General features: G+C 54.5%; 21 protein-coding genes, 1 tRNA gene and 1 pseudogene. 15 read left to right on the top strand and 8 right to left on the bottom strand.

Annotated elements, in window-relative coordinates; all coding sequences use genetic code 11:
• Positions 1 to 36: 36 nt before the first annotated feature.
• Both C5J24_RS31070 and C5J24_RS31060 read left to right on the top strand, forming a co-directional pair.
• Positions 37 to 113 (top strand) — tRNA-Met (locus C5J24_RS31070).
• Between the two features lie 668 nt (positions 114 to 781).
• Positions 782 to 1,042 (top strand): hypothetical protein, encoded by a 261-nt coding sequence (locus C5J24_RS31060; RefSeq protein ID WP_105423564.1) that lies wholly within the window; start codon positions 782 to 784, stop codon positions 1,040 to 1,042.
• A 907-nt stretch (positions 1,043 to 1,949) separates the two neighbouring features.
• Here the strand turns inward: C5J24_RS31060 and C5J24_RS32165 are convergent.
• On the bottom strand, positions 1,950 to 2,129 hold the full coding sequence (locus C5J24_RS32165; RefSeq protein WP_172724201.1) for a hypothetical protein: 180 nt from the start codon (positions 2,127 to 2,129) through the stop codon (positions 1,950 to 1,952).
• A 715-nt stretch (positions 2,130 to 2,844) separates the two neighbouring features.
• On the opposite strand from C5J24_RS32165, the gene C5J24_RS31055 reads away from it, so the two are divergent.
• From C5J24_RS31055 to C5J24_RS31045, 3 genes are all read left to right on the top strand, one after another.
• The gene (locus tag C5J24_RS31055; protein WP_105423562.1) at positions 2,845 to 3,489 is read left to right on the top strand and encodes a hypothetical protein; all 645 of its coding nucleotides are present in this window, start codon (positions 2,845 to 2,847) and stop codon (positions 3,487 to 3,489) included.
• Positions 3,490 to 3,589: 100 nt separating this feature from the next.
• Positions 3,590 to 4,642: an alpha/beta fold hydrolase gene (locus tag C5J24_RS31050; protein WP_245446882.1), complete on the top strand. Its 1,053-nt coding sequence runs from the start codon at positions 3,590 to 3,592 to the stop codon at positions 4,640 to 4,642.
• A gap of 213 nt (positions 4,643 to 4,855) precedes the next feature.
• Positions 4,856 to 5,722, top strand: coding sequence for an alpha/beta fold hydrolase (locus tag C5J24_RS31045; RefSeq protein WP_245446879.1), 867 nt, complete (start codon positions 4,856 to 4,858; stop codon positions 5,720 to 5,722).
• Between the two features lie 741 nt (positions 5,723 to 6,463).
• On the opposite strand, the gene C5J24_RS31040 is transcribed toward C5J24_RS31045, so the two are convergent.
• Positions 6,464 to 7,297: an SDR family NAD(P)-dependent oxidoreductase gene (locus C5J24_RS31040; protein ID WP_105423558.1), complete on the bottom strand. Its 834-nt coding sequence runs from the start codon at positions 7,295 to 7,297 to the stop codon at positions 6,464 to 6,466.
• Between the two features lie 466 nt (positions 7,298 to 7,763).
• Between C5J24_RS31040 and C5J24_RS31035 the strand changes: the two genes are divergently transcribed.
• Entirely contained in the window at positions 7,764 to 9,779 is a 2,016-nt protein-coding gene (locus C5J24_RS31035; RefSeq protein ID WP_245446877.1) for a PAS domain-containing protein, read from the top strand.
• 151 nt (positions 9,780 to 9,930) lie between these two features.
• On the opposite strand, the gene C5J24_RS31030 is transcribed toward C5J24_RS31035, so the two are convergent.
• On the bottom strand, positions 9,931 to 10,365 hold the full coding sequence (locus tag C5J24_RS31030; protein ID WP_105423556.1) for an EF-hand domain-containing protein: 435 nt from the start codon (positions 10,363 to 10,365) through the stop codon (positions 9,931 to 9,933).
• A 226-nt stretch (positions 10,366 to 10,591) separates the two neighbouring features.
• On the opposite strand from C5J24_RS31030, the gene C5J24_RS31025 reads away from it, so the two are divergent.
• Positions 10,592 to 12,088, top strand: coding sequence for a catalase (locus C5J24_RS31025; protein WP_105423554.1), 1,497 nt, complete (start codon positions 10,592 to 10,594; stop codon positions 12,086 to 12,088).
• Positions 12,089 to 12,190: 102 nt separating this feature from the next.
• Here the strand turns inward: C5J24_RS31025 and C5J24_RS31020 are convergent, their stop codons facing one another.
• Positions 12,191 to 13,480: an epoxide hydrolase family protein gene (locus tag C5J24_RS31020; protein ID WP_105423552.1), complete on the bottom strand. Its 1,290-nt coding sequence runs from the start codon at positions 13,478 to 13,480 to the stop codon at positions 12,191 to 12,193.
• 241 nt (positions 13,481 to 13,721) lie between these two features.
• Here C5J24_RS31020 and C5J24_RS31015 point away from each other — a divergent pair, with 241 nt between their 5' ends.
• The 5 genes from C5J24_RS31015 to C5J24_RS30995 all read left to right on the top strand — a co-directional run bounded on the left by C5J24_RS31015 (position 13,722) and on the right by C5J24_RS30995 (position 17,422).
• On the top strand, positions 13,722 to 14,465 hold the full coding sequence (locus C5J24_RS31015; protein WP_105423550.1) for an SDR family NAD(P)-dependent oxidoreductase: 744 nt from the start codon (positions 13,722 to 13,724) through the stop codon (positions 14,463 to 14,465).
• A 281-nt stretch (positions 14,466 to 14,746) separates the two neighbouring features.
• A complete protein-coding gene (locus C5J24_RS31010; RefSeq protein ID WP_371674861.1) occupies positions 14,747 to 15,517 on the top strand; it encodes an alpha/beta fold hydrolase in 771 nt (256 codons plus the stop codon).
• A gap of 176 nt (positions 15,518 to 15,693) precedes the next feature.
• Entirely contained in the window at positions 15,694 to 16,359 is a 666-nt protein-coding gene (locus C5J24_RS31005) for a response regulator transcription factor (protein ID WP_105423545.1), read from the top strand.
• Positions 16,360 to 16,409: 50 nt separating this feature from the next.
• Complete coding sequence (locus C5J24_RS31000; RefSeq protein ID WP_105423543.1) at positions 16,410 to 16,781, top strand: response regulator transcription factor; 372 nt, start codon at positions 16,410 to 16,412, stop codon at positions 16,779 to 16,781.
• 200 nt (positions 16,782 to 16,981) lie between these two features.
• Entirely contained in the window at positions 16,982 to 17,422 is a 441-nt protein-coding gene (locus C5J24_RS30995; protein WP_105423541.1) for a hypothetical protein, read from the top strand.
• 52 nt (positions 17,423 to 17,474) lie between these two features.
• On the opposite strand, the gene C5J24_RS30990 is transcribed toward C5J24_RS30995, so the two are convergent.
• A complete protein-coding gene (locus C5J24_RS30990) occupies positions 17,475 to 18,227 on the bottom strand; it encodes an SDR family oxidoreductase (RefSeq protein ID WP_105423539.1) in 753 nt (250 codons plus the stop codon).
• A gap of 377 nt (positions 18,228 to 18,604) precedes the next feature.
• Here C5J24_RS30990 and C5J24_RS30985 point away from each other — a divergent pair, with 377 nt between their 5' ends.
• Complete coding sequence (locus C5J24_RS30985) at positions 18,605 to 19,243, top strand: response regulator transcription factor (protein ID WP_105423568.1); 639 nt, start codon at positions 18,605 to 18,607, stop codon at positions 19,241 to 19,243.
• A gap of 422 nt (positions 19,244 to 19,665) precedes the next feature.
• Here the strand turns inward: C5J24_RS30985 and C5J24_RS32535 are convergent, their stop codons facing one another.
• Positions 19,666 to 19,866, bottom strand: coding sequence for a hypothetical protein (locus tag C5J24_RS32535; RefSeq protein WP_245446884.1), 201 nt, complete (start codon positions 19,864 to 19,866; stop codon positions 19,666 to 19,668).
• Positions 19,867 to 20,181: 315 nt separating this feature from the next.
• On the opposite strand from C5J24_RS32535, the gene C5J24_RS30975 reads away from it, so the two are divergent.
• Positions 20,182 to 20,661 carry a carboxymuconolactone decarboxylase family protein gene (locus C5J24_RS30975; protein ID WP_105423566.1) on the top strand — a complete coding sequence of 160 codons (480 nt, stop codon included), beginning with the start codon at positions 20,182 to 20,184 and terminating at the stop codon, positions 20,659 to 20,661.
• 70 nt (positions 20,662 to 20,731) lie between these two features.
• Complete coding sequence (locus C5J24_RS30970) at positions 20,732 to 21,493, top strand: SDR family oxidoreductase (RefSeq protein ID WP_105423537.1); 762 nt, start codon at positions 20,732 to 20,734, stop codon at positions 21,491 to 21,493.
• A 515-nt stretch (positions 21,494 to 22,008) separates the two neighbouring features.
• On the opposite strand, the gene C5J24_RS30965 is transcribed toward C5J24_RS30970, so the two are convergent.
• Complete coding sequence (locus C5J24_RS30965) at positions 22,009 to 22,938, bottom strand: alpha/beta fold hydrolase (protein ID WP_371674860.1); 930 nt, start codon at positions 22,936 to 22,938, stop codon at positions 22,009 to 22,011.
• Positions 22,939 to 23,112: 174 nt separating this feature from the next.
• Positions 23,113 to 24,051, bottom strand: a pseudogene (locus tag C5J24_RS32160) (hypothetical protein); the annotation flags it as partial.

Raw genomic sequence — 24,051 nt, 5'->3', positions numbered from 1 at the left:
CGCACCGCGATAAATCCCGCAGGGATTTACGCTTAACGCGGGGTGGAGCAGCCCGGTAGCTCGTCAGGCTCATAACCTGAAGGCCGCAGGTTCAAATCCTGCCCCCGCAACCAAATTCCAAAAACTCCCGAAGCAATCGCTCCGGGAGTTTTTTGTTGTCGAGCGATATGGTCTACCGGTTCTGTGCCGGAAGCTGCTTGTCGGTCCAGGTGGGCAAGATCAGCACATCTCACCGCCATCAATCTCGGCCTGAAAACCATCCCCGTCGATCGCCATCGCGAAACCCGGCTGCTGGCCATCGTCCGCGGGCGGAAGAGAATTCCTCCCTGAACTTGCGGACAGCTCGCGGTACGATGATCGAGCCGGCCGCAGCGAGGCTGGCGACGCGGATGTGTCCGGAACCGAAGTCTCGAATACGCGCCGCCGTAGACCGAAGCCTGTCAAGACCTCGGAAGCTCGGTTCCTCGTCGCGGTAGAAGGTTTCGGCCTCAGGGGTCGGAATCAGCCGTCCCTTCACGCGGTCGCCGATCAACCCGCTAACGGCAGGCTGGGTAAGCCGATGAAGAACTGCTGGCAGATGCAGGGCGGCCGAACTCAGATCGGCCTTCATCTCGGGTCGACGTCGACGGGATTTAACTGATCACTACCCCCGTCTCCCGCTCCTACGAACTCAGGTCGTAGCAAGATCATACTACCGTATGGCATGTCGAGACCCAGGCCCTGAAGTACCTTTCTCTCGCCGGGCGAGCCGGTTCAAGAAACCTAGAGAAAGGAATCTGACATGATCAAGTACCTCCTTAGCATATCCGCTACGATCATCGTTTCAATGTCTCTGTTCGGCCAAGCCATGGCAGATGAAGGGGATTACTATGAGGGAGTGACCAGACGCGGAGGCGCATCGATCGACCCCCGGACCACTTCAAGCATCACCGTTCACAAGAGCCAGCATGGCTTCCCCCGCAACGGAGGAGGACGCGACAACAACTGGCCGAAATTTGTCGACCAAGGAGACTATTATCAAGGCGTAAGCCGCCCGAAATGATCCCGAAACTTCTGCCATCAATGGCCCTCTCGATTGATTTCGAGAGGGCGTTTTTGCTGCGACTATCCGGCAGGAAACGGACCCCACCCTCCATTAAGGTTGCTCCGCCGACTTCGCCTCCCCTGCTCCTCGTCGAAGCTGTGAGTTGCGTTCGAAGGACCGACCGAGGTTTCGCATTGCCTCACAAGATTCACGGACCCCTTGAACCGCCCCACCGCTTGCCGCCGCCGCCGGGATGTCACGCGGGTCCGACCTCTGAACCCTCTGAGCCTCGCCTTCGTTCGCTTCGCAGTGTCCCTCGGTGGGATCACCGCGGCTGTAACCCACCGTGTGACCCGTCCGACAGAGTTCATTTCATGCAGTTCGATGACAAGATGATTAGCGCGAGGACATATCGCACTATCGGAGCCAACGTCATGAAGTGGCAAACGTTGTTTGCGATTTGACGATGGCATCTGCTTGATCGGACTCGTCCGAAGGTTCGGTGATCTTAGGGATAGCGACGGGCTCACCCGCTAGGTCTGAGCCTCCACACAAGATGACGTCGGGCTGAGCTCTGGTTGCCTCGCGTCGCAGCAAGGGGACGACGAGCGGTCGATTTTCCTACGAATTGACCGCTAGGGAGCGCCGTGGTCGCTCAGAAATAGAGACGCCCCGATCGAGTGGTCTGCGTATTTCACGGCAACTATGCTGAGGATAGAGGCTATCATCACCGCGATAATAATACGCATCACATCATCTCCATTAAATTTCAGGTTGCCTCGCGTCGCATGATGAATGGGCAATGAGCCTCATTGCCTGCAACAAACTTATTTCTGTGTGAATTGCGAACTCGGATTCTGGTGCCTGCTCCTTGTCTTTTGGAAATTACGGGCAGGAGAAGATTCAAAGTTGATCGCTTCGTGCTTTATTGGACAGGTTGAAGAATATCGCGCGCAAAATAGACTGCAGGGCGATGTTGATCTCTCGTCATGGCAACGAGGATTGATGCGGAAAGCAGCACAGAGATCAGCAGTATCGTAACCAGGTACACAGAAGCTGGAACAAGCGGCTCTGGAGTACGTTGTGGCAAGATTTTTTTCGGCATGCAGGGCTCTCCCATGATCAGCCGGGTTGTGATCGAAATTCGATATGCATCTACCGCCACCTGATGGGACGGAGTTGAACGCGAGGCTGCCAGGTCAAGGGCAGGGGATTTTGGGCGATCTCAATCAACATGATGGATTGCGAGCGATATCTTTGGGTAAGCACCAAAGCTTTGTTGGGACCCGTTTCGCTTAAAGCGGATGGTAGACCGAGACCCCATTCGAATTGCTGAGATTTTTCGAGCTAGTGTAAATCAGGCGAATTTGGGTCTCCGTAAGGCTGAAAATCCGGGGACCGTAGCTATCCCGGAGGTACCGGATCCCAATGTGAGCCGATTTTTCACCGCGAGAAACTATACTGTAGTTTGCCTTCTATTCCCGACCGCAACGTCAGTGTTGACGGATAAAGCATGTCAGATTGATCTTGCTCATACCATTGAGAGATACCTTGTAGAAGGAAGGGCCGGTTTCCTAAAAATTGGTTGGAAATTAGCGTGCCATAGCCCAAAAGCCGGCTGTCTTTGCGAATTAGAAAACAGTGTTTCGGGGGATTGCCCGTATACGCCCATAGGCAGTGTCAAAGCGCCGCTCTACCGACCGTGGACGTCACGTCGCGGCTTGAACGAGTACGCACTAAGTATACTGTCGGAGGTGGCGCTTCTACAATATAAATTCCTCTAGATAAACGGCAGACAATTGCGGATCTTGGAGGACTTCATGGCGTATCAAGGTAGAATATTGGCCGGTGTGGCTGTTCCAGACACGGAAATAGTAAGGGAAGCGCTAAGGTATTCTCGAAGCATCTACGAGCCATATTTATTGAATCACGTTGTTCGATCCTGGTTGTTTGCTATCAGTCTCGCATCCATTCAAAATATCGAGCACGATAGCGAAGTCATCGCGCTTGGAACGTTACTTCACGACGTCACCTTAAATAACTCGTTCCGGGGTCCCCGTCGCTTCGAAGTCGAAGGAGCTGATATCGCTCGCTCGTTTGCGCTGAGCGCAGGTATCAGTAGTAGTCGTGCCCAGCTTATCTGGGACAGCGTCGCACTCAATTCGACGCCCTCGATCGGACTGTACAAAGAACCCGAAGTTGCTCTTTGTACTGCCGGTATCTGTCTAGACGTCGTTGGATTTCAATATGATCGGATGCCGGTGGCCACGAGAAAAGCGATCACAGATGCCTATCCTAGGCTCGGCATGAAGGCGAAGATGACGAACTGCTTTTGCCATATGGTCGAGGCCGCCCCCGAGACTTCCTATGACAACTTCCTGCGTGACTTCGGCAGGCGGTATGTCGGTGGATATGCCGAACCATCGTCCGTCGATCTCGTAATGAATGCTCCATTCGAGAGCTAGCCATTTTGCGTATTACAGAAGCCGATATTGTCCATGGTTGCCTTCACACGAAAACGTGTGCTGCCGGGCGCGGACATGGTGGATACGGAGCCTCAGAATGATGAACACAGAACTCCATGCGTTGGCTGCATTTTCGAGTGTCGGGGATGCGGATCTGATGAATCGTCGATCGTTAGTGTTGGGCGGCCTTGTTGCGGTGGCCGCGGTTGCCAGTCCATTTGAAGTCGTCGCCACCGAGAAATCAGGTGAAAAGATGTGGCCCGGAGTTCTGAGGCAGATAGATGCCGGCGTCCTGAATATCGGGTTTTATGAGTCCGGCTCCACCGATGCGCCGACGGTGTTCTTACTTCACGGTTTCCCCTACGACATACACAGCTACCTTGAAGTGGCGCCACTTCTTGTCCAAAGGGGTTTTCATGTAGTCATCCCACATCTTCGCGGACACGGGACGACGACTTTCCTAGACCCCTCCACGTCGAGGTCCGGCCAGCAAGCCGCTATTGGCAAGGATCTCGTTGATCTAATGGATGCGCTCGAAATCGATCAGGCCATCTTCGCGGGGTATGATTGGGGCGGTCGGGCTGCGTGTGTCGCTGCAGCCCTTTGGCCTGAGCGCTGCAAAGGTCTTGTTTCTGTGAACAGTTACCTGATTCAGGATATCGCACGGTCGAGTGAGCCTGCACCTGCGAACGTCGAGCGAGGGTTCTGGTACCAGTTTTATCTTCAGACCGAACGCGGTCGGCGTGGTCTTGAACGACACCGTGCGGATATCGCCCGCATCATGTGGCGAGATAATTCGCCGACCTGGGCTTTCGATGACGCAACATTTGCTCGTAGCACAACCTCTTTTGAGAACCCCGATTACGTCGATGTCGTTGTCCACTCCTATCGTCACCGACTGGGTGGCGCGGCGGGTTATCCTGAATACGCCGCATTGGAGTTGGCGTTGGCCGCTCAACCTCAAATTAGAGTGCCAACAGTCACGCTTGACGGTGATTCAGACGGCGTTGTCGCAGCAACGGATGGGACAGCAACAGCTTCACGCTTCTCGGGCAGGCGTGTTCATCATGTCATTCGGGGTGTTGGCCATAATCTCCCTCAAGAGGCTCCCTCGGAATTCGCAGACGCGATAGTGGAAGTGAGCCGGATGTAGTTGGTGTCCGAGCTTGGCTGTCGTTCGGACAAGTTACCGTCGCGTTTCGCTCTTAGCGTGAAAGGGCCGCGGTGCTACGCAAACCATCGTTTTATAGATTTGGGTGACGATCTTGGGCTCTGTAAGCCTGATTTTTCGCATATCTGGAGCTTGCAATGCGCTTTTACGTTTTAGTCGCCGTTATAATTGGAGCGCTGGCGGGGTATACCGGCAGTGTCGGCAGCAAAGGACACGATCATCGATGGCAAGTCCGACGTTGACGGGGTCGCTTATCACTACCTTTTGGCGCAGGGTGGGCCGCAAACAGTAGTGTTGCTGAATGGCTGGGGTACCACGTCATATATGTGGCGTCAGGTAATGCCGCAATTAGTGAACCAAGGGTATACGGTTCTCGCGCCGGACCTTCGTGGTCTGGGTGACACCGCCAAACCTCCGGCTGGCTATGATAAAGCTTCGATAGCCGAGGACGTTCGAAAGCTGGTGAGCAATCTGGGCCTCGGTCCGTTAGTGAACCTTGTCGGTCATGACATGGGCGGCATGGTCGTCTATGCCTATGCCGCTCAACACCCCAATGACGTCGAGACACTTGCGATTTTGGATGTTCCTCTCCCCGGTATTGAGCCTTGGGACGATTTGATTCAAGGTCCTCGGACATGGCATTTTCGCTTCCACTCTGTCCGTGACGTTCCGGAAATGCTTATCGCAGGCCGCGAACTCGAATATCTGAAATGGTTCCACAATGCCGAGGGCGTTAACTCGCGCGCCTTCGATAACGAAGCCGACGAAGTTTACGGACGCTCATATGCTCAGCCAGGGGCGCTCCGGGCCGGCTTTGAATACTATCGTGCCTTCCCCAAAGACGTTGAAGCCAACAGATTGTTTTCGATCGAGAAGCTGCAGATGCCGGTTCTTGCGATGAGTGGCGTTGGGGGCATGGGAGCAGAGTATGGCAATCACATCCGCCACGTCGCACAGAACGTACGCGCTGTGGTCTTGGAGGGCTCTGGCCATTGGATCCCCAAGGAACAGCCTGCGGCCGTTACAAAAGCACTGATCGAATTTCTTCCTGCACCCATGTGATTGGTATCCTTCTATGGCATGGCATTAGAGCCGGCAGCGTGTGTGGCCGGTTCCTTTCGTTGCAGGTCAAGCCGTGATGCGTTGTGTCAGCAAACCATCACATATCTCCAATTACCTCAAGCTCCTGCGTATCCTCGGCAGACCGTCGCAAGCGGTTCTCCATTGAAACGAAGTTATGCTCAGAAGAATAAAGGCGAGCCTGGCCGCCCCTATGCTTACACTTTCGTGTCAATCGGCGTCCAAAATTTTGGATGCCGATTGACACGCTTTCTTGGCAGCCGAAAGAGCTGGAAAGTGGAACAACGGCGATTTAAGGATTTTAAAGGCCGGGGAAAATTGGGTTGAACTGGCGGGGCTCATCACGCCGTCAGCGAGAATGCCAGCAACACATAATCTGCCGAGATCCTGGCAATCTTTGCGGTCGACGCCGCGGAAGTCGAATTTACGACGCCCGATCCGTGAAGATGAGAAGGGGAGGGCGCACACCGCCCGTCAGTTTTATCGAGGCAAACCAACGTATAATACTCGGCAGGCCGTGGATATCGTAGTGTCTGGTTGTCGGTATCGCCCTCCCCCTCCCTGCGATATTGGCTTGATAGAATCCTCGGTCTCCCCGCCGCCGAGGGTCGCGGATACCATATCCGCTTTGAAAGGGCCGTTTTCCCGCCGAAGACGGCCCTTCTTTTTGGTCAGGTGAAATAGGCGCTGCGTGTGCATCGGCAAACGAAGGGGCCGGCTCATTCAATCTTGGAAATCGGTGGACTCGCTCACAACGCGCCATTTCTCGGCGTCTATCGATCTATCGCGATCACCAGCCTCGATGCGTTTCACCGCGTCCGATCCAAGAATTAGATGATGTGGCAATTCATCCTTACGCGAAAGGTCGAAGATAACCGCCGCGCACTTCCTTGGATCGCCTGGCTCACGCCCCACGATCGTCTTTCCGAACTGAACATTGGCACCGAGTACGGGCTCGTAGTCCGGTTCGAGATGCGGGGTTGTGGCAAGGGCTGCGGAAGTCCAGTTTGTACGAAGGCTTCCAGGTTCGATCGAGATGACTTTGACACCAAAAGCTCCAACTTCCTTTGCCAAGGCCTCAGAAAACCCGCTGACGGCAAATTTCGCTGCGCAGTAGGCCACCGTGCCGGCAGCGGCAATTCTGCCGGCAGACGATGATATGTTGATCACGTAGCCGGATCGTTGCTTCCGCAACAACGGCAGAGCAGCTCGTGTAGTGTTCACCACTCCGAAAAAGTTTGTGTCAATTTCGGCATTGAAGTCGTTTGCAGCTGCTTGTTCGAAAGGGCCTACCCGCGCATAACCCGTGTTGTTGACGAGAACGTCTAGTCGCCCGAAAACCGTGACAGCCTTTTCGATTGCAGCCTGGCATGCAGCAGGCGACGTGACGTCAAGTTCAAAGAGCTCTACGCGGTCCCCGAACCGTTGCTTGAGCTCCTGCAAGCGAGATATATCGCGGGATGTGGCCAAGACGCGATCACCTCGCGCCAACACTAATTCCGCCAGTGCGCGGCCAAGACCACCCGCACACCCTGTTACCATCCAAGTCTTTTTCATTGCTGATGCTCCTAAGGACACGTGGCATGCTTCAGTAAAAGCTAGTTGCTGGTACTGATCCCCAAAAGGCATGAATCTCGGACGCAGCGTCCAAATCCACGCGTCTTGATTTGAGAGGCGGTTTGGCTTCCGTGGTCATCGCGAATTCCGCACAACTCAACTCGGCCTCTGCAGATGCGGCGGCCGGAAAGCTCGTCGGGGTGTTGGTCGTATCCCCGTGGCTGCGACGTGATGATGATGAAAGCTGCAACGGAAAAAGTAGCCGCGGTCACGACAGCGATGACGTGGCAGTGCAAGTTGTTCTCGCAGAGACCGATTCTTCGTCCTGCCATCCGTTTGGCAGAGTTTGTAAGTGCTCGAGATGACGAGGTGGCGTGTGCGCCCGACAACGCGGGACACTCCACAAATTTTGAGGGGCCATTGTCGCGCTCCACACGACGGAACTTGCGATGAGGAACCGTTTCAAATGATGCTCGGAGTGCTATCCGTCTCCTTAGCCGCTATCGTGGCTTTCGCCGTCATGATCTTTGCGCAGCTTCTGCAGGCCAAGCGGCAATTGAAGGAGCGCGACCGTGAGCTGAGCGAACTCGCGGAACTGGTCGAACTCCTGCCGTTCCATATCAGCCGTGTTAGCCGGGATGGAGAGATCACGTATTTAAATCGGCGTCTCCTGGACTTTTGTGGTCTGTCGAATTTAACGGATCTCAATAAGCAAGGACATTCGCGGCTTGCCACAATTCTTGAAACCCTGGTGCACCCCCACGACGTGGCCCGTTTCAAGGAGACGGTGAAGTCTTCTGCAAAAGGCGAACGGTATTCGATGAGGTGCCGGTTACAACGCGCAGATCAGATATACCGCTGGATAGATTTTCGGGGAGAGCCAATTAGAGATCAGTCGGGAAACATTGTTGAGTGGCTAATAGCCTCTACTGATGTTGATGATGAGGTTCAGGCACTACATTTGCTGCACCAAAGCGAAAGCCAGTTACGCCGACTTGTTGATGCCCTTCCCGCGAATATCTGGTGTTCGAACCCACAAGGTGAGCCGATCGGTATCAACCAGCGGCTGCGTGACTTCGTGGGGCTTGAGATCGAAGAGAGCGACCCGCACGGACGGGCACGGCAAAACATTGCCTATGAGAACCTCGTTCATCCAGATGATCTTGCCCCGGTTCGTGAGCGGTTTTCGCATTGCCGGAAGACAGGCGAAACGTTCACGATGAGATACCGCATGCGTCGGTCTGATGGGGTATACCGATGGTTCGAAGGGCGTTCCGAGCCATTCCGAGGTGAAAGGGGTGAGATCAAGCAATGGTACGGTGTTCTTTACGACATCGAAGATCAAAAGAAGGCGGAAGACGCTTTAATGGAGCGGGAGCGTGCGGTCTGGCAGCTTGTAGAGACATTGCCCGCAATGATCGACTGTGCAGCCCCAGACGGTGAGCCGATCTTTCGCAGCCAGCAACTTAGGGAGTTTCTCGGGTACGGTCTTGAAGATCTCGACGGACTTGGAAAGTCCAGGTTAAACGGCACGCTTGATGCAGGTGTTCATCCGGATGACGTGGGAGGCGTGAAGGAGCAGTACGCAATTTCGCTCCGTACTGGCGAACCATATGCGCGCCGACATCGCCTCCGCCGCTTCGATGGAGAGTATCGTTGGGTGGAGACGCGAGCCAAACCGATGAGGGATGGAGACGGCAAAATTATTCAATGGAATGTGATTTGCCTTGATATCGACGGAGAGGTCAAAGCCGAAGAGAGTTTAAGATTGGCCCAGGAAGCGTTGGCACGCGCAAGTCAGGCTGCCAGCTTGGCCGAGTTATCAGCGTCTATCGCGCACGAGGTAAACCAGCCGCTGTCTGCTGTCCTCAACTCGACAAACGCTTGCCTTCGGTGGCTCCAGGCGGATCCGCCCAATCTCTTCCGGGCCACAAAGTCAGCGGAGCGCGTCATTCAGAGCGCAAACACCGCGGCAGACGTCGTCAGGCGAATTCGCGCGCTCTTCCAGCAATCACTCGATGTCCGGGATGCAACCACACTGGATGGCGTGATAGCTGAAGTCCGCGATTTCATCGCCGCCGAAGCTTCGCGGTATCATACGATGTTGGAAATTGAAGTTGAAAGTCGCCTACAACTTCAGCCTTTCGACCGTATACAAATCCAGCAGGTTTTGATGAACTTAGTTCGAAATGGGCTGGACGCAATGTCCGATGTTTCGTTCGAACGCTTGCTGAAAATAAGGGTTTTCCGTATTGGCAACGAGGTCTTCACCGAGGTGAGCGATCGTGGATCGGGCGTGGAGTTTCCCGATCGGATATTCGAGCCCTTCTTCACCACAAAGGAGAAGGGCATGGGAATGGGGCTCGCAATATCGCGCTCCATTGTCGAGGCCCATGGAGGTCAACTTTGGGCCGAGAAAAGCGGTCCGGTAGGTTCGAGGTTCACGTTTTCGTTGCCAGCAGCTGATTTCCGGTTTGCCTAGCGTGGTGTACTGCGGGTCCACCTAGACCTGCAGTACACCACGCTTTCGCACCAGTGCGGGCAGGTAATCGCCACCGTCTGCACAGGAATTGCGGCGGCTTGTTCGGTCGCTATCGCGGGTGCATCCCGCGATAGCTGCGATGGGGATGCCTTTACGACCTGCGGGTGCGGAGGCGCTCGGCGTAACCAGAATCCAAATGGCCGACTTGAACCGGAAAGATCTTTTCCAAACCATTATGGAGCTCTTCCTCGGAAATCCAACCCTTGCCCCTCGCATCAAGCTTCGCCCATTTGCTTTCGCTGTAGGCGGTGTCGTGGGGTTCACCATTCAACTCGGCGAGGCGGGCCTGCCCATCCATGAACTCGGCTTTCGTGACCTTGCCATCCTTGTCGGTGTCGGCCCAGTCGAGCGCTTGCTTCGACATGCGAGTATGGAATTCCGAAATGAGGTCCTGGTCGCTGCGGACGGCCGGAGCCTGAGAAGCGCTGGGTTGCCGCACACCCACCTTCTCATCGGCAACAGACGAAGTATTCCGGCGGGTTTGAGCGATCAGAGTGTAGAGCGAGTTGTCGGCTCCGATTTTCATGACGGTGATTTCCCTTGCTGGTTGCGGTGATGCGGGCGAGGGTGAGGTGGAGGCCTTGCTTGAAGCTTGCCTTGAACGTGTTTTCGAGAGGTCTGTTACAGTTGCAATCATTTAAAAAAATGCCGCCAAGACCGAGCGGAGATAAGTGAGATTAGAACAACAGTATAGCTATCTGCGGCTAGCGACCAATGGCCTAGTGATCCGGTAAAATCTACAGGTGGAGACCATGACAAAGCAGAAGCTGACGACTGCCGCAGGGGCACCCGTACCTGACAACTTCAATATCGAGACGGCGGGTCCAAGAGGTCCTGCGCTTCTGCAGGATATTTGGCTTATTGAGAAGCTTGCCCATCTTGATCGTGAAGTGATCCCCGAGCGACGAATGCACGCCAAGGGTGCTGGTGGGTATGGCACATTCAAAGTCACTGCCGACATCCGTAAATACTCGAAGGCCGCGATCTTTGCTGAGATCGGCAAGGAAACGCCGATCTTTATTCGCTTCTCGACGGTCGCTGGAGAGCGGGGAGCAGCCGACGCGGAGCGCGACATCAGGGGGTTCGCGATCAAGTTCTACACTGAGCAGGGGAACTGGGATCTGGTTGGAAACAACACGCCTGTCTTCTTCTTCCGCGACCCTCTGCGTTTTCCCGATCTCAATCATGCCGTCAAACGTGATCCACGAACAGGTATGCGCAGCGCAGAAAACAACTGGGACTTCTGGACGTTGCTTCCCGAGGCCCTCCATCAGGTTACGATAGTCATGTCGGATCGTGGAATCCCGCGCTCGTTCCGTCATATGCATGGCTTTGGAAGCCACACCTACAGCATGATCAACACTGCAAGCGAGCGGCATTGGATTAAATTCACCCTGAAGAGCCAGCAGGGTATATCAAATCTTACGGACGGCGAGGCGGCGGGTCTCATTGGTCGAGATCGAGAGAGCCATCAGCGGGATCTGTTCGACAATATTGAGCGTGGTGAATACCCGAAGTGGAAGATGTACATACAGGTGATGTCTGAGGCAGCGGCGGTGTCTCACAAGCACAATCCGTTTGATGTGACAAAGGTATGGCCTCATGCCGAATATCCGCTGATTGAAGCAGGAGAGTTGGAACTTAACCGTAATCCGGAGAATTTCTTCGCAGAAGTTGAGCAGGCTTCGTTTTCTCCGGCCAATATCGTTCCGGGAATTGGATTTTCACCAGACAGGATGCTGCAGGCGCGGCTGTTTTCCTACGGTGACGCTGCGCGATATCGTCTTGGCGTCAACCATCACCAGATCCCGGTAAATGCGCCTCGCTGTCCAGTTCACTCGTACCATCGTGACGGCGCCATGAGGATCGACGGAAACTACGGCGCCGCCAAAAGCTACGTACCGAATTCCGCCAGCGCGTGGGAGGAGCAGGCCAATTTCAGGGAGCCGATGCTGAGTTTGAACGGCCCTGCTGGTCGCTTCGATCACCGTGTCGACGAAGATCACTTCGAACAACCCGGTATTCTGTATCGATTGATGACCGAGGAGCAGAAGGCAGTCCTCATTTGCAATACAGCAAGATCGATGGAAGGGGTCTCGGAGGAGGTGCGATCACGGCACGTCGCTAATTGCCGCCGCGCTGATCATGATTATGGGGATCGCTTGGCGCGAGCTCTAGGATTGGCGAATAACTCTTGTGGGGGCTGTACCGGTCCATGCGGTGAAATTTGTGGAGGCTTGAGAAAATAGGCTGAAGCTCTCCCCAAATGCATATCAGCGTTGTCGGATAGACAAATGTGACTGCTTGGCTGGCTGAGTTGTCGTCAGCCAGCCAATAACGCTCTCTTGAAGTCACCTCATCTTCGAAAAAGCCTTTGCGAGTTCAGCAGAGAAGAGCTCAGGCTGCTCCCAAGCAGCGAAATGACCTCCATGCTCGACGGTGTTCCAGTAGAATAGGTTGGACCATGCACGCTCCACCCAAGGGCGAGGTGCCTTGAAAAATTCGTGCGCGAAGATTGATGCCGCCATTGGGAGATCGATCGGACCCGCGGAATAGTTGCCGAAGCCCGTCTGGAAAACCTCCCAGTAAAAACGTGCAGATGACCCGGCTGTGTTGGTGAACCAATAAAGTGAAATGTTGTCGAGCACGGCATCGACCGGCAGGGCTTCTTCGAAATTTCCGTTGTTGTCCGACCATGCTTGAATCTTTTCCAGGATCCACATCGCCTGCCCGACGGGAGAATCTGCTAGGCCGTAGGCGAGCGTCTGGGGCCGCGTGCCCTGTTGGTGCGCGTATCCGCCGCCCGGACCGGCAAGGAAAGCCATCGCCTCAATCGCCTGCTGTGCTTCGGGGGTGTTTGCATCTTCTGCGTCAAATACCAGCGGGAGATTGACATGGGCCGCGACCAGTCCTTTGGGCTTGCGCTGCGCCAATCGATGCGTGACCAGCGATCCCCAGTCGCCTCCCTGCGCTACCCATCGGTGATAGCCAAGACGATCCATCAGCACGCCCCAGGCGTCGGCCGTGCGCTCTGCGTTCCAGCCCAGACCAATAGGTCGATCGGAGAAGCCGTAACCGGGAATGGAGGGGATAACAACGTGGAACGCATCTTTTGCCTGACCGCCGTAGCCGGTCGGATTGGTAAGCCGATCGATGGAACCGAGGAACTCAACGACAGATCCCGGCCAACCATGCGTCATAATAATAGGCAAAGCGTTTTCGTGCTTCGACCGAACATGGATGAAATGGATGCCTAGGCCATCTATTTCCGTTCGGAACTGCGGATACTTGTTGATGCGCTTTTCGAACTTACGCCAGTCGTAATAATTGACCCAATAATCAACCAAGGCCTTCGCGTCCTCTAAGGGGAGACCCTGTTCGTGGCCTTCGACAGGCTCCTTGTCCGGCCAGCGAATGTTGGTCAGTCTGTTTGTAAGATCATCTATCGCTGCCTGGGGGATGCTTACTTCGAAGGGTGTCAGGTCAACGGACGCCTTCGGAAGCGTGGCTTCCTGAAAGCCACCGCGAGCGGCTACGCTGTCTGTCAGGAGCGCCGCGCCGATAGCAGCAGCGCCACCGAGCAGAGCCCGTCTCGACGGTGATTGCAATCCCTTAGGGTTCAATGATGAATGTCCGGTCATTGTTCTCGCGCCTTTGTGCTTCACGTTTTTCGGGGGGTGCGTGCATAGACGCAATATCCCGCGCCATACGTAAGCTTGCGCCATTCTGCCGATTAGCCTGCCAGCGCGCACAAAGGTTGTTCTCGGAGAAATGTACGCATCACGATTACACACTCCAAAGAATACATGTTGTTCCTTGAAGACAGCTAATATGCGTGCCGATGGGCAATTACCTCCTCCGTATCGAAACGGAGTTTGAAAAATGAGTGCTTTAAAAGGCAAAGTCGCCATCATTACAGGCGGTAACAGTGGGATTGGCAAGGCAACCGCCCGGCTTTTTGTGCAAGAGGGTGCGAACGTCATCATTACCGGAAGACGGCAAGATGTCCTTGACGCCGCCGTGAAGGAAATAGGCACTGGCGCAAGCGGATTCTGTGGAGACGTCGCCGACGTCGAATTTCATAGCCGTCTGGCGGAAGACGTCCGAAGCCGCTTCGGAGCCGTCGATATCTATATGGCGAACGCCGGAATTATCAATCTGACGGATTCTGATAAAGTAAGCCCGCAGGAGTATGATCAGCACTTCGCAGTGAATAGCCGCGGCGTGTTCTTCGGTGTTCAGGCCATCGCGCCTTTGATCAATGACGGGGGCAATATCATCGTTACGAGTTCCCTTGCCGCGACGAAGGTTCTTCCACAGCATACCCTATACGCGGGCTCCAAGGCCGCGATCGCCGCTTTTGCGCGCAACTGGGCCATTGAATTCAAGCAAAGGCGTATTCGAGTAAATATCTTGAGCCCCGGCCCCGTGGAAACAGAAATCCTTGGAAAGCTGGGCATCAGCGAGGCCGATCGGCCTGCACTCGATGAGCATATGGCGAACACCATCCCTACGGGGCGATATGGTCGGCCAGAGGAGCTCGCGCAGGCTGCACTGCTCCTTGCGTCGAACGACTTCGTGAATGGCGTGGAATTGCACGTCGACGGTGGGATGTCGTTGGTCTGACGTGCTCTCGAAGATCGGCCGGCACGATAGAGGCGCCGGCCGATCTGAGCTATTGCGGGTGGAAGAGCAGGCAGGCTCCAAGGCGCGGCTCGAGCAGAAAATGCGGTTATTTCGGCAGGTAGGCAAACCAATGTTTGGGTTGTTCACATTACCTCAGTAGCCGAAATTGGACTGCGATCTCTTGGTGAGACCGTGCCTGCTTTTCCTGGGGCGGTAATATCCAGGTAATGAAGACAGCCGTTTATTTCAAAATCTCAGAAGGATGTCCTATGCGTAAACTCATGAAGTTTGCAGCATCTGCAACGTTGTATGCAGTTTCGCTCCAGCCCGTCTCTGCCGAAACAGCAAAGCCCACGATAGTCCTTGTTCATGGGGCATTCGCGGATTCTTCCAGCTGGAACCCAGTTGTGTCGCGTTTGGAAAAAGACGGTTACGCCGTCATGGCGGTCGCCAACCCTCTTCGAGGCGTGAAGTCTGATGCGGAATACGTCGGGCGCGTACTGGAGGGCTTGAAGGTACCTGTTGTGCTGGTTGGGCATTCTTACGGTGGGTCGGTTATCAGTGAAGCGGCAGCAGGTGCCGGCAATGTGAAAGCTCTTGTCTTCGTTGCCGCATTTGCGCCTGATCCTGGCGAGTCGGCTGCAACGCTTTCTGGTAAAAATCCGGGAAGTACACTTGCCCCAACGCTGGCACCGCCAGTCGTACTGGGGGACGGTACAAAAGACCTCTACATAGAGCAGAGCAAGTTTCCCGAGCAATTCGCTGCTGATGTGCCCCTGGCTGCTGCCAAATTGATGGCGGTTGCACAACGGCCGATAACAGATGCAGCGTTGGCAGAACCCACGCGCAATGCCGGCTGGAAGAACATCCCTTCATGGTTCGTTTATGGTGATGCAGACAAGAATATTCCGCCGTTTACGCTGCAATGGATGGCAGAGCGCGCAAAGTCGAAGGGAACGGTTGCAATCAAAGGTAGCTCCCACGTCGTGATGATCTCTCATCCCGGCGAGGTCGCGAAACTGATTGAAGAAGCAGCAAAAGTTATAAAATGATATGCACGCTGTCAGCAATTCCAGCAGGGTTGCTGACAGCGCCGTATCTCCTGTAAGGGAAGTGTTGCCCTATTCTCACCTCCTAAAACCTTCGTATAGGTATGGGCGCGACGACGCCATGTTATGATTGAAACCGGTCGTGATCGCTCGCGTTATGATACGACCGGGAGCGAGACATGCAGCCTGAAGGTGATCTACGGCATGAACTTGATCGTCCTGCGATCTGCATCGTAGATGACGATTCTGCAATCCGTACGTCCCTCATGGATCTTTTCGATTCCATGGAAATGTCAGCTATATGCTTTGAAAGCGGCGACGACTTTCTCGCGCGGGCGAATCTCGGCAGGGCGGGATGCATTCTTTTAGACATCCATATGCCCGGAATCGATGGCCTCGCAATCCAACGACACATCACGACCGTCAAGAGCATGCTGCCGATAGTTTTCATGACAGGTAGAGCGACTGTCCCTTTATCCGTGCAGGCAATGAAAAGAGGGGCCAGTGACTTTCTGTTGAAGCCGCTGGATCAGGACGAAATCATTCTGGCGACGGATAAAGCCGTCCGGCGAAATGCGGAACGGCGAGCGCAGGCCGCCGAAATCGGCGGCACGGTGGCCCATGCGAAAACGCTTACACCACGCGAAAAGGAAGTCATGGCCTATGTAGTCAAGGGATACTTGAGCAAGCAAATCGCTCACGAACTATCTGTGAGTGAAATGATGATAAAGCTTCATCGCAGCAGAATGATGAGGAAGATGCGCGTAAAGTCACTTGCGGAGTTGGTCAAGAAAGCTGATCTGCTTTTTAAGCATGTTGAATATTTTTCATATGAAAATACATGAATGCTGGTTGGGGCGGCTAATCTTTTCCCGAAGAGAGTTCGGTAACGCGCATGTCAGCAAGAAAAAAAGCAATAGTTGCTGTCGTTGATGACGATAAACATCTAAGGGAGTCGCTGCAAGACTTGCTGGAAGCAGAAGGGTTCGTAACCCACCTATACGCTTCTGCCGAGGATTTCCTTTCGAAGTTTGAATCTATTCCGGCCGACTGCATATTGGCAGATGTCAAGATGACCGGCATGTCGGGTATCGACATGCTTCGCATTCTGCGGACGAAAGTAGGCTGTCCGCCAGTATTGATAATGACGTCCTACGGGGACACGAGAATGCAAACCATCGCATTTTCCGCCGGAGCAATGGCATTTCTTTCAAAGCCTCTCGATAGCCGCGACCTCATATCTTGCATCAAGAGAGCGGTAAGCTAATGCCGAAGTAACGCCTTTGATCTCGGATGCTCCGGCGTAGCAAGCGATTAGATTTCCTGCCCCCCGTTCGCTGCTCCGGGTTCTCCGGCAGAATTGAGCAGCTCTGGGAACCGCTAGCGCACACCACTAAACCTTCGTTTGGGAGGTGCTGGCGAACGCGCGGTGCTAGCCTCCCCGCAACTCAGACGTCGGAGATTGAAATGAAAACGATCAAATATCTTGTGCTGGGGATGGTTTGGTTCAATGTGGTGTTGGCAGGCTGGCTCTCGATACACATGCTCTACGATCCGGCAGGATGGTACCACTTCGTCCCCGGTGTCACTGACACGGGGTTTTTCAATCAGCACTTCATCCGCGATATTGGAATAATTCAGGGGTTTGTCGCCGTTGCCTTCGCTGTCGGCATATACCGAGAGGATAGGCGAATTGAACTCTGGGCGGTCGCGACGCTTTGGCTCATTGCGCACGGTGCGTTTCACCTCTGGGAGGTCGCTGTTGGGATTTGCTCGGCGTCCGTTATCGTTCGCGATTTCCCGGCGGTCAGCCTCCCGGCGATTTTCGGAATAGCAGCGACGGTGTGGGCGTGCGGTCAGCGACGAAACGTTCTTGGTTCCAATTCGGCCGCGTCGGTCAACATCTGACTGAAAAGCGAGGGACGAATCTTTGTCCCTCGCTTCGAGCTATCGGCAACTATCAAGCGTAGATCGTTCGGGAAAGCCACTCATGGAAGGTGATGTTGGAGGTTATAGCATTTCCGGCAGACAGCAAGCTGTCAGGTGCAAGCCTTACACCGAAATAGTGCGCGTCCGTGTCGGAGGTCACGGCCCTATTGTCTTCGGTCGCAGTAAGCAGCTCATGCGCCAGGTCGACAAGCTTTGCCGACTCCGGTCCGCTGACTTCCACCATCGTGTTGCGGGGCATCTCATCCGTCAGTTTGACGATCCAATTTGCGGCTTCGTCCGCGGAAATGGGTTGAAGCACCACCGGTGGGAGCCGGAGCACACCGTCAACCGACGCCGCATTGATAATGCCGTTGAAAAATTCGAAAAACTGGGCAGACCTGATGATGGTATAGGCCAGACCGGACGCGCGGATCAGATTTTCCTGCACGAGCTTTGCACGGAAGTAGTCGTTCTCGACCAGATGTTCGACGCCCAACACTGACAACGCCATGTAGTGCCTTATACCGGACATCTTCGCCGCGGCAGTCAGATTTCTTCCTGCCCGCTTGAAAAATTCCAAGGCATCCCCTTCACCGAAAGCCCCCGAATTCGTCACATCAACCACCACATCGGCTCCATTTAGAACGCTTGCCAGCCCTTCGCCGGTGTAGACGTTCACTCCCGTTGTTTTGGATGCTTCGATGACTTCCTTTCCGTGACGTTCCAGTCTGCGAACTATTTTCGAACCCATCATGCCGTTTGCGCCGACAACTACCACCTTCATCGTATTTCTCCATCGGTGTTGGTAGTTGCAACTGTAGGCTATTCTCCACTTTGTTCGACTAAACCAAGTTTTAGGTTGACTGCTGCCTGTTTCAGCGTGGAAGCGCCAACGCGCGTTGGGTATTGCTCCATCTAAATCTTATTTTTTCGAGAAGTTGAAAGAAATAAGGATAACTCGCCGTTTACGGGTGCATACATAAACCATGGTTTATGGTCTCTCCGAACCCGAACTATGGTAAGCTGATCACAACAGGAGAGTAGGGCTATTGTTGCGGGTTCCAGCTGTGCTGTCCCGCGATGCGCGACATCCAAGGCCGTCTAGCGTCTAGCTTTGGTCTGGGCGTTTTGAATTTGCTGCAGTTTGACCGAGGCAACACCATGCAACACGTCGAAGTTAAAGCGGAAGCGTCGTCAGATCCCATCATTTACGTCGTGGATGACGACGAGGAGTTGCGCGATTCACTGCTTGATCTCTTTTTGATCACAAAACAGCGCGCTTCAGCGTTTTCCAGCGGGTCGGAATTTTTGAAGCTGGCAGATACGAGCGCCGCAGGATGCGTCGTCGTTGATCTCAGAATGCCAGGTGTTACCGGGTTGGATCTGCAAAAGCAGCTCACCTCCCTTGGCAGCCGGCTGCCTATAATCTTTTTAACGGCATATGCGGATATCTCGACGAGCGTGAGAGCTATGAAAGCGGGTGCAACCGACTTTATTACCAAGCCATTCACTAACCAGGATCTGCTGCAGGCTATCGACCACGCGATCAACCTAGATAGGGAACGGCGAAAGACCGACGCAGAAAGCGATCGTATTAGATTTCTGGCTGAAACTTTGACCCGGCGCGAGCGGGAAGTCATGCTGGCCGTGGTTAGCGGGTTGATGAACAAGCAAGTCGCCTATCAGCTCGGAATAAGCGAGATGACAGTCAAGATTCACCGCATGAGCGTCATGCGGAAAATGCAGAGTCGATCGCTGGCCGATTTGGTCCGCAAGGTTGAGCAGTTACCGAAAGACTAATTGGACCGTGCCTCCTTTACCCCCATGATGGGCGCTGAGATACAGGACCTGTGTAGGTCTGCCACGGAAACTCCCGAAATTATCTGACCGGCGGGCCCTTCGGATAGCTTCTGGCTTGCTGATTCGAGAGTGAGCAGTCCATGAAGATGGCCCATCTACCCGCGACGAGATGCGGTGGTGCGCAACCGAAATGGCTCCGCACCCCAACCCGTCGCTACCGCCCCGAATACAGAAGCCCAAAACTGAATAAACTTGGCGGCAAGGTCACGGAAGAACGCAACGAGCACGATCATCGGGAGAAAAGTTCAAATCCTGTTAGGCGCGCCAAATTTTCGTAACGATTAAGAAGACTGGGAACTTTGCTTCATTGGTAAGTTCAGGAGCTGCTGCTGAAAGAGATTTCGGTTAGCAACAACAGATAATCAGCGGAAATAATTTCCGCCCATCACCCCTTGAATACATGTTTGCGGTGAAACTGCGAATGCGGCCGCTCGTCTGCGCGTGCTGGGACAAGCAGGCGCCGCTCCGGATTGATGAGCCTTTGTGATGATGTCGGGCACACCGCTGTCGGCGATCAGCAGGCTGTAATCGTCATTGACCGAAATCAGCCCGCGATCGAACATCCCGTGCGCTGCTCCCGACAGCGCCAGACCATTGCGGACGCTGTCCGGTCCACCATGTGCCACCGGGCGGATATGCGCGGCCTGGACCTCCGAGCGCCTCCACCGTTGATCAACTTGAGTCCGGTGACGGCACAAGTGTCCTGGTAGGCCGACTTAAGGGCCGTTAAGGAGAATTGGCTGGGGAACCTGGAACCTACCTCGACCTCTCAAACATCCCAAACCTACGTTTATCTATGCCCAGAGCAATATTCGCTTAGGGTTGGAAAGGTTCGTCAAACGTCGATGACACCTTTCACCCCAATTAGGAATGACACAATGACACAGCGTATTAATTTTGCGAAGGAGTCCTCGGGTATCACGAAAAAATTCGTGGAGTTCGTTGCGGCCACCAAGGAGAACGCGGTCGAAGAATCCATTCGTGACCTGGTCAACGTACGCATCGCACAGCTCAATAATTGCACATTCTGTATCGACATGCATATCAAGCAGGCGAAGATTCATGGTGAGCGCGAGCTGCGCCTCTATCACCTTGCATCCTGGCGTGAATCGACGCTTTTTGCGCCTAGGGAGCGCGCGGCACTTGCCTGGGCCGAGGTGCTGACCAAGCTGCCAGAGTTGGGTGTTGCCGACGATGTCTATGAGCGCGTGCGCACGCAATTGAGCGAGAAGGAAATCTCCGACCTGACGTTCGTTGTGATGGCGGCGAACGCATGGACCCGTGTTAACGCCGGGTTCAAAACTGTCCCTGGATCTTCGGATGCCATGCTCGGGCTCGATAAGGCTGGCTTGAACTAATCAACGGAGGTGCATCAGCATCAGCCGGCGCAGTTCTCCAATACTATTCCAGATATACAAGGAGCGAGAGATGAAAGTCGTTGTTATCGGTGGAACCGGCCTGATCGGTTCGAAACTTGTGAAGCTTCTCCAGGTCAAGGGCCAAGAAGTGATTGCCGCTTCGCCGGCCTCGGGCGTGAATACCATTACGGGCGAAGGCCTGGCGGAGGTACTGAAAGGCGCAGAGGTTGTCGTCGATGTCGCCAACTCGCCATCATTCGAAGACAAAGCGGTGATGGAGTTTTTCCAGAAGTCCGGCCGTAACCTGTTGACGGCCGAGACTGCCGCAGGGATCAAGCATCACGTTGCGCTTTCAGTCGTCGGGACGGACCGTCTCCAGGACAGCGGCTACTTTCGGGCAAAGCTGGCACAGGAGAAGCTTATCAGGGAAGCAAAAATCCCTTACACGCTGGTTCACTCTACGCAGTTTTTTGAGTTCATGTTCGGCATCGCTCAATCCGGCACTCAGGGCGGTAAGGTTCACCTCTCTCCTGCTATGATGCAGCCGATCGCTTCGGACGATGTCGCCGATGCTCTCGTTGACCTGGTGTTGGGGCCTCCCATCAACGGGGTGGCGGAAATTGCCGGTCCAGAACCGATCCGAATCTCGGATGCGGTTGAAAAGTATCTGCGGCAGATTGGCGATCGGAACGAGGTCGTCGTTGACGACAAGGCGAAATACTTCGGTGCGTTGCTCGATGACAAGACACTTATGCCCGGTGCAGGCGTGCGGGTAGGCAAGACGGCCTTCTCGGATTGGGTGAAGACTGCTACCCCGCCTCCTGCTCGATAGGACGAATTTCTAGCTCTTCAGCCGACAGAGGTCGGCTAGCATTAAGGGGATTGCTGAGGGAGATTGCAGATACTGCAATCTCTCTTTTTGTGATTGCCGTTTCAGGGCTAGTATCTTGCGTCAGGTCGTTGGCATGTCAATCGATCCGCCGTGTCAACACGTCAATATGCGCTCCGGCCAGTTATTGCATGCATCTTGGTGGTGGTGGGACGCACGACCAACGAATTCTTTGGCAGGGTAGTTGTTTCGATTGTCGTTTCTCACGAACAAGCCACCATAGGGTGAGGGAGCGGAGATTGCAGTTATAGCAGTTCGACCTATCCCGCAGTTGCCGCACACCGGGTCTGGGTGAAGTTCTGGGGATATCGCGTGGGATCGATGCGGTCGGAGCCCATAGACCGATAGTGCAAAGGGTCAAATTGACCTTTGATTGTCGCAAATGAATAAAAAGGGCCAAAAGCCTGGAGTTCAACGCGAATGGAGGATGCCCCAAACCGGGCATCCTCCAGGCAGATTTAGCTTTCGATGAAGCTGAGAATGTCCGAATTGATCATAGCTGCATGGGTTGTCGCCATGCCGTGAGGCAGGCCCTTGTAGATCTTGAGGGTCGCATTCTTCAGGAGCTTTGCAGAAAGTACCGCGGAGTCCGCCACCGGAACGACTTGATCGTCTTCACCATGCAGCACCAGGGTAGGTACATCAATCGACTTCAAGTCCTCCGTGAAATCCGTCTCCGAGAAGGCCTTGATTCCGAGATAATGAGCGTTCGCCGCGCCGGTCATCCCTTGCCGCCACCAATTCTGGATCATCGCATCCGATGCTTCGACGCCATCGCGATTAAAACCGAAGAATGGCCCGCGGGCGACATCGTAATAGAACTGGGATCTGTTGGCTGCCAAAGCCGCACGAAAGCCATCGAAGACATCAATGGGCAGTCCACCGGGGTTTTCCGCAGTTTTGACCATGATCGGAGGCACCGCACCGATTAGCACGAGCTTGGCCACCCGCCCCTTGCCATGTTTGGCAGCGTAGCGGGTCGCTTCGCCGCCACCCGTCGAATGTCCGACGTGAATAGCACTCCGGAGATCGAGGTGTTCGACTACTGCAGCAACGTCCGACGCGTAGTGGTCCATGTCATGCCCGTCGCTGACCTGGCTCGACCGGCCGTGGCCGCGGCGATCGTGAGCAACAACCCGATAACCCTTCGAAAGGAAGAAGAGCATCTGGTTGTCCCAATCATCACTGCTCAGCGGCCATCCATGATGGAACACGATTGGCTTTCCATCCCTAGGACCCCAGTCCTTGTAGAATATGACCGTGCCGTCTTTGGCGGTTGCGTAGCCGGTGGCGTTAGAAGAACTGCTCGCTGGTTTCTTATCCGCGGCCGCGGCGGTTGTGACACTCATAGCCGCCGCTGTCGCTGTAAGTGTCAGCGTCCCCGCCATGATATTCCTCCGTGTGGAGGCAATAGAGCACATATTCATTTTGAGTCTCCTGATCGAACAATTGAAAATACGCTCCGACCACGGTTTCAAAGTAAGTCGCCATTGGTGGAGCTCTTAACGCTAACAATTTGTATTATAGTATGGAACTATACATTGGTTTCCCTTCTCGCTCTTCTAGCCAGCCGGATTGAAGGACCTGCCGTTTCTGAACGGCCAGCGAATGCATGCGCCGTTGATCGGACGCGTTGGGGATCGCTCCAGTATTGGAGGGATTGGCTGATCGGTCTCGTCCGAACGCCACTCGAAAAGTTGCGAGCCAGGATTGTGATCGTGCACAATTAAGTCATGATCAACCGCGAGGACGAACTCGGCGTGAATCCTGTCGTGAAAACCTGCAAACAACATCCGCTGTCTTTTAGGCGGCCCGCTGCGTTCGCACACAAGCACCTCGAATAAGCCAATAGCCGCATCCCAGTGCGATATCGATAGGGGACTTCTCTGCGCGGCTAGCGCTCGGTCGGAATATGCATAGATCTCTGGGAGATAGAAGAATTCGTCAATCTCGGCCCGTCCCAGTCTCTTGTCGTCGGGCTGCCAGTTATTGCTGTTAAGTGGCCCCATTTGATATTCGGAAACGAGCCGTCCGTGGCAAAGCGCTTCCCGAGCTTTATAGCCAAAGCCGTTCTTGTAAATTGCCATCTCGATCAGAGCGCTTCTGTAATCAAATGGCCTATCGCGAATGCGGTCCAGAATTGTTTTGAGGTCGCGGAGATAGTTCTTGTAGGATGTGACAGGCATCTTCATATCCACTTCGCTTGAATTGCCGAGTTCGGCCCGCGGAGAGCGCAAAATGCGGGAACTGCGAGACCACAGCGTAACTTCCGCTGTCTTGCCGATCAGCATGGTCGCGGGGCTGGGGACGATCTGCGTTGGTCGTGGAGCGATGTTAGGCAGATGTTCGTCGCGGTCACAGCTATACAGAGGTTTGAACCGCCCCGGCTTGGCCGGAGACCCCAACTCGTGAGAAGTAGGGTCTATGACAAGCAAGACGACGAACAAATTCTCTCCTGAAGTCCGCGCCCGCGCCGTTCGGATGGTGACGGAGCATGAAGC

This window comes from Neorhizobium sp. T25_27, from assembly GCF_002968565.1.
Classification (GTDB): domain Bacteria; phylum Pseudomonadota; class Alphaproteobacteria; order Rhizobiales; family Rhizobiaceae; genus Neorhizobium; species Neorhizobium tomejilense.
Note: the sequence above shows the minus strand (reverse complement) of the source record. Positions and strands in the feature narration are given on the sequence as shown.

Excerpts from the sequence above, each read along its gene's own strand:
- C5J24_RS31040 (WP_105423558.1), bottom strand. The coding sequence starts at position 7,297 with ATGAAAAAGACTTGGATGGTAACAGGGTGTGCGGGTGGTCTTGGCCGC.
- C5J24_RS30985 (WP_105423568.1), top strand. The coding sequence starts at position 18,605 with ATGCAACACGTCGAAGTTAAAGCGGAAGCGTCGTCAGATCCCATCATT.
- C5J24_RS31050 (WP_245446882.1), top strand. The coding sequence starts at position 3,590 with ATGAACACAGAACTCCATGCGTTGGCTGCATTTTCGAGTGTCGGGGAT.
- C5J24_RS31035 (WP_245446877.1), top strand. The coding sequence starts at position 7,764 with ATGATGCTCGGAGTGCTATCCGTCTCCTTAGCCGCTATCGTGGCTTTC.
- C5J24_RS30970 (WP_105423537.1), top strand. The coding sequence starts at position 20,732 with ATGAAAGTCGTTGTTATCGGTGGAACCGGCCTGATCGGTTCGAAACTT.
- C5J24_RS30975 (WP_105423566.1), top strand. The coding sequence starts at position 20,182 with ATGACACAGCGTATTAATTTTGCGAAGGAGTCCTCGGGTATCACGAAA.
- C5J24_RS31015 (WP_105423550.1), top strand. The coding sequence starts at position 13,722 with ATGAGTGCTTTAAAAGGCAAAGTCGCCATCATTACAGGCGGTAACAGT.
- C5J24_RS31005 (WP_105423545.1), top strand. The coding sequence starts at position 15,694 with ATGCAGCCTGAAGGTGATCTACGGCATGAACTTGATCGTCCTGCGATC.
- C5J24_RS31010 (WP_371674861.1), top strand. The coding sequence starts at position 14,747 with ATGAAGTTTGCAGCATCTGCAACGTTGTATGCAGTTTCGCTCCAGCCC.
- C5J24_RS31055 (WP_105423562.1), top strand. The coding sequence starts at position 2,845 with ATGGCGTATCAAGGTAGAATATTGGCCGGTGTGGCTGTTCCAGACACG.
- C5J24_RS31030 (WP_105423556.1), bottom strand. The coding sequence starts at position 10,365 with ATGAAAATCGGAGCCGACAACTCGCTCTACACTCTGATCGCTCAAACC.
- C5J24_RS30965 (WP_371674860.1), bottom strand. The coding sequence starts at position 22,938 with ATGGCGGGGACGCTGACACTTACAGCGACAGCGGCGGCTATGAGTGTC.
- C5J24_RS31020 (WP_105423552.1), bottom strand. The coding sequence starts at position 13,480 with ATGACCGGACATTCATCATTGAACCCTAAGGGATTGCAATCACCGTCG.
- C5J24_RS32535 (WP_245446884.1), bottom strand. The coding sequence starts at position 19,866 with ATGTTCGATCGCGGGCTGATTTCGGTCAATGACGATTACAGCCTGCTG.
- C5J24_RS31060 (WP_105423564.1), top strand. The coding sequence starts at position 782 with ATGATCAAGTACCTCCTTAGCATATCCGCTACGATCATCGTTTCAATG.
- C5J24_RS31000 (WP_105423543.1), top strand. The coding sequence starts at position 16,410 with ATGTCAGCAAGAAAAAAAGCAATAGTTGCTGTCGTTGATGACGATAAA.
- C5J24_RS31025 (WP_105423554.1), top strand. The coding sequence starts at position 10,592 with ATGACAAAGCAGAAGCTGACGACTGCCGCAGGGGCACCCGTACCTGAC.
- C5J24_RS30990 (WP_105423539.1), bottom strand. The coding sequence starts at position 18,227 with ATGAAGGTGGTAGTTGTCGGCGCAAACGGCATGATGGGTTCGAAAATA.
- C5J24_RS32165 (WP_172724201.1), bottom strand. The coding sequence starts at position 2,129 with ATGCCGAAAAAAATCTTGCCACAACGTACTCCAGAGCCGCTTGTTCCA.
- C5J24_RS30995 (WP_105423541.1), top strand. The coding sequence starts at position 16,982 with ATGAAAACGATCAAATATCTTGTGCTGGGGATGGTTTGGTTCAATGTG.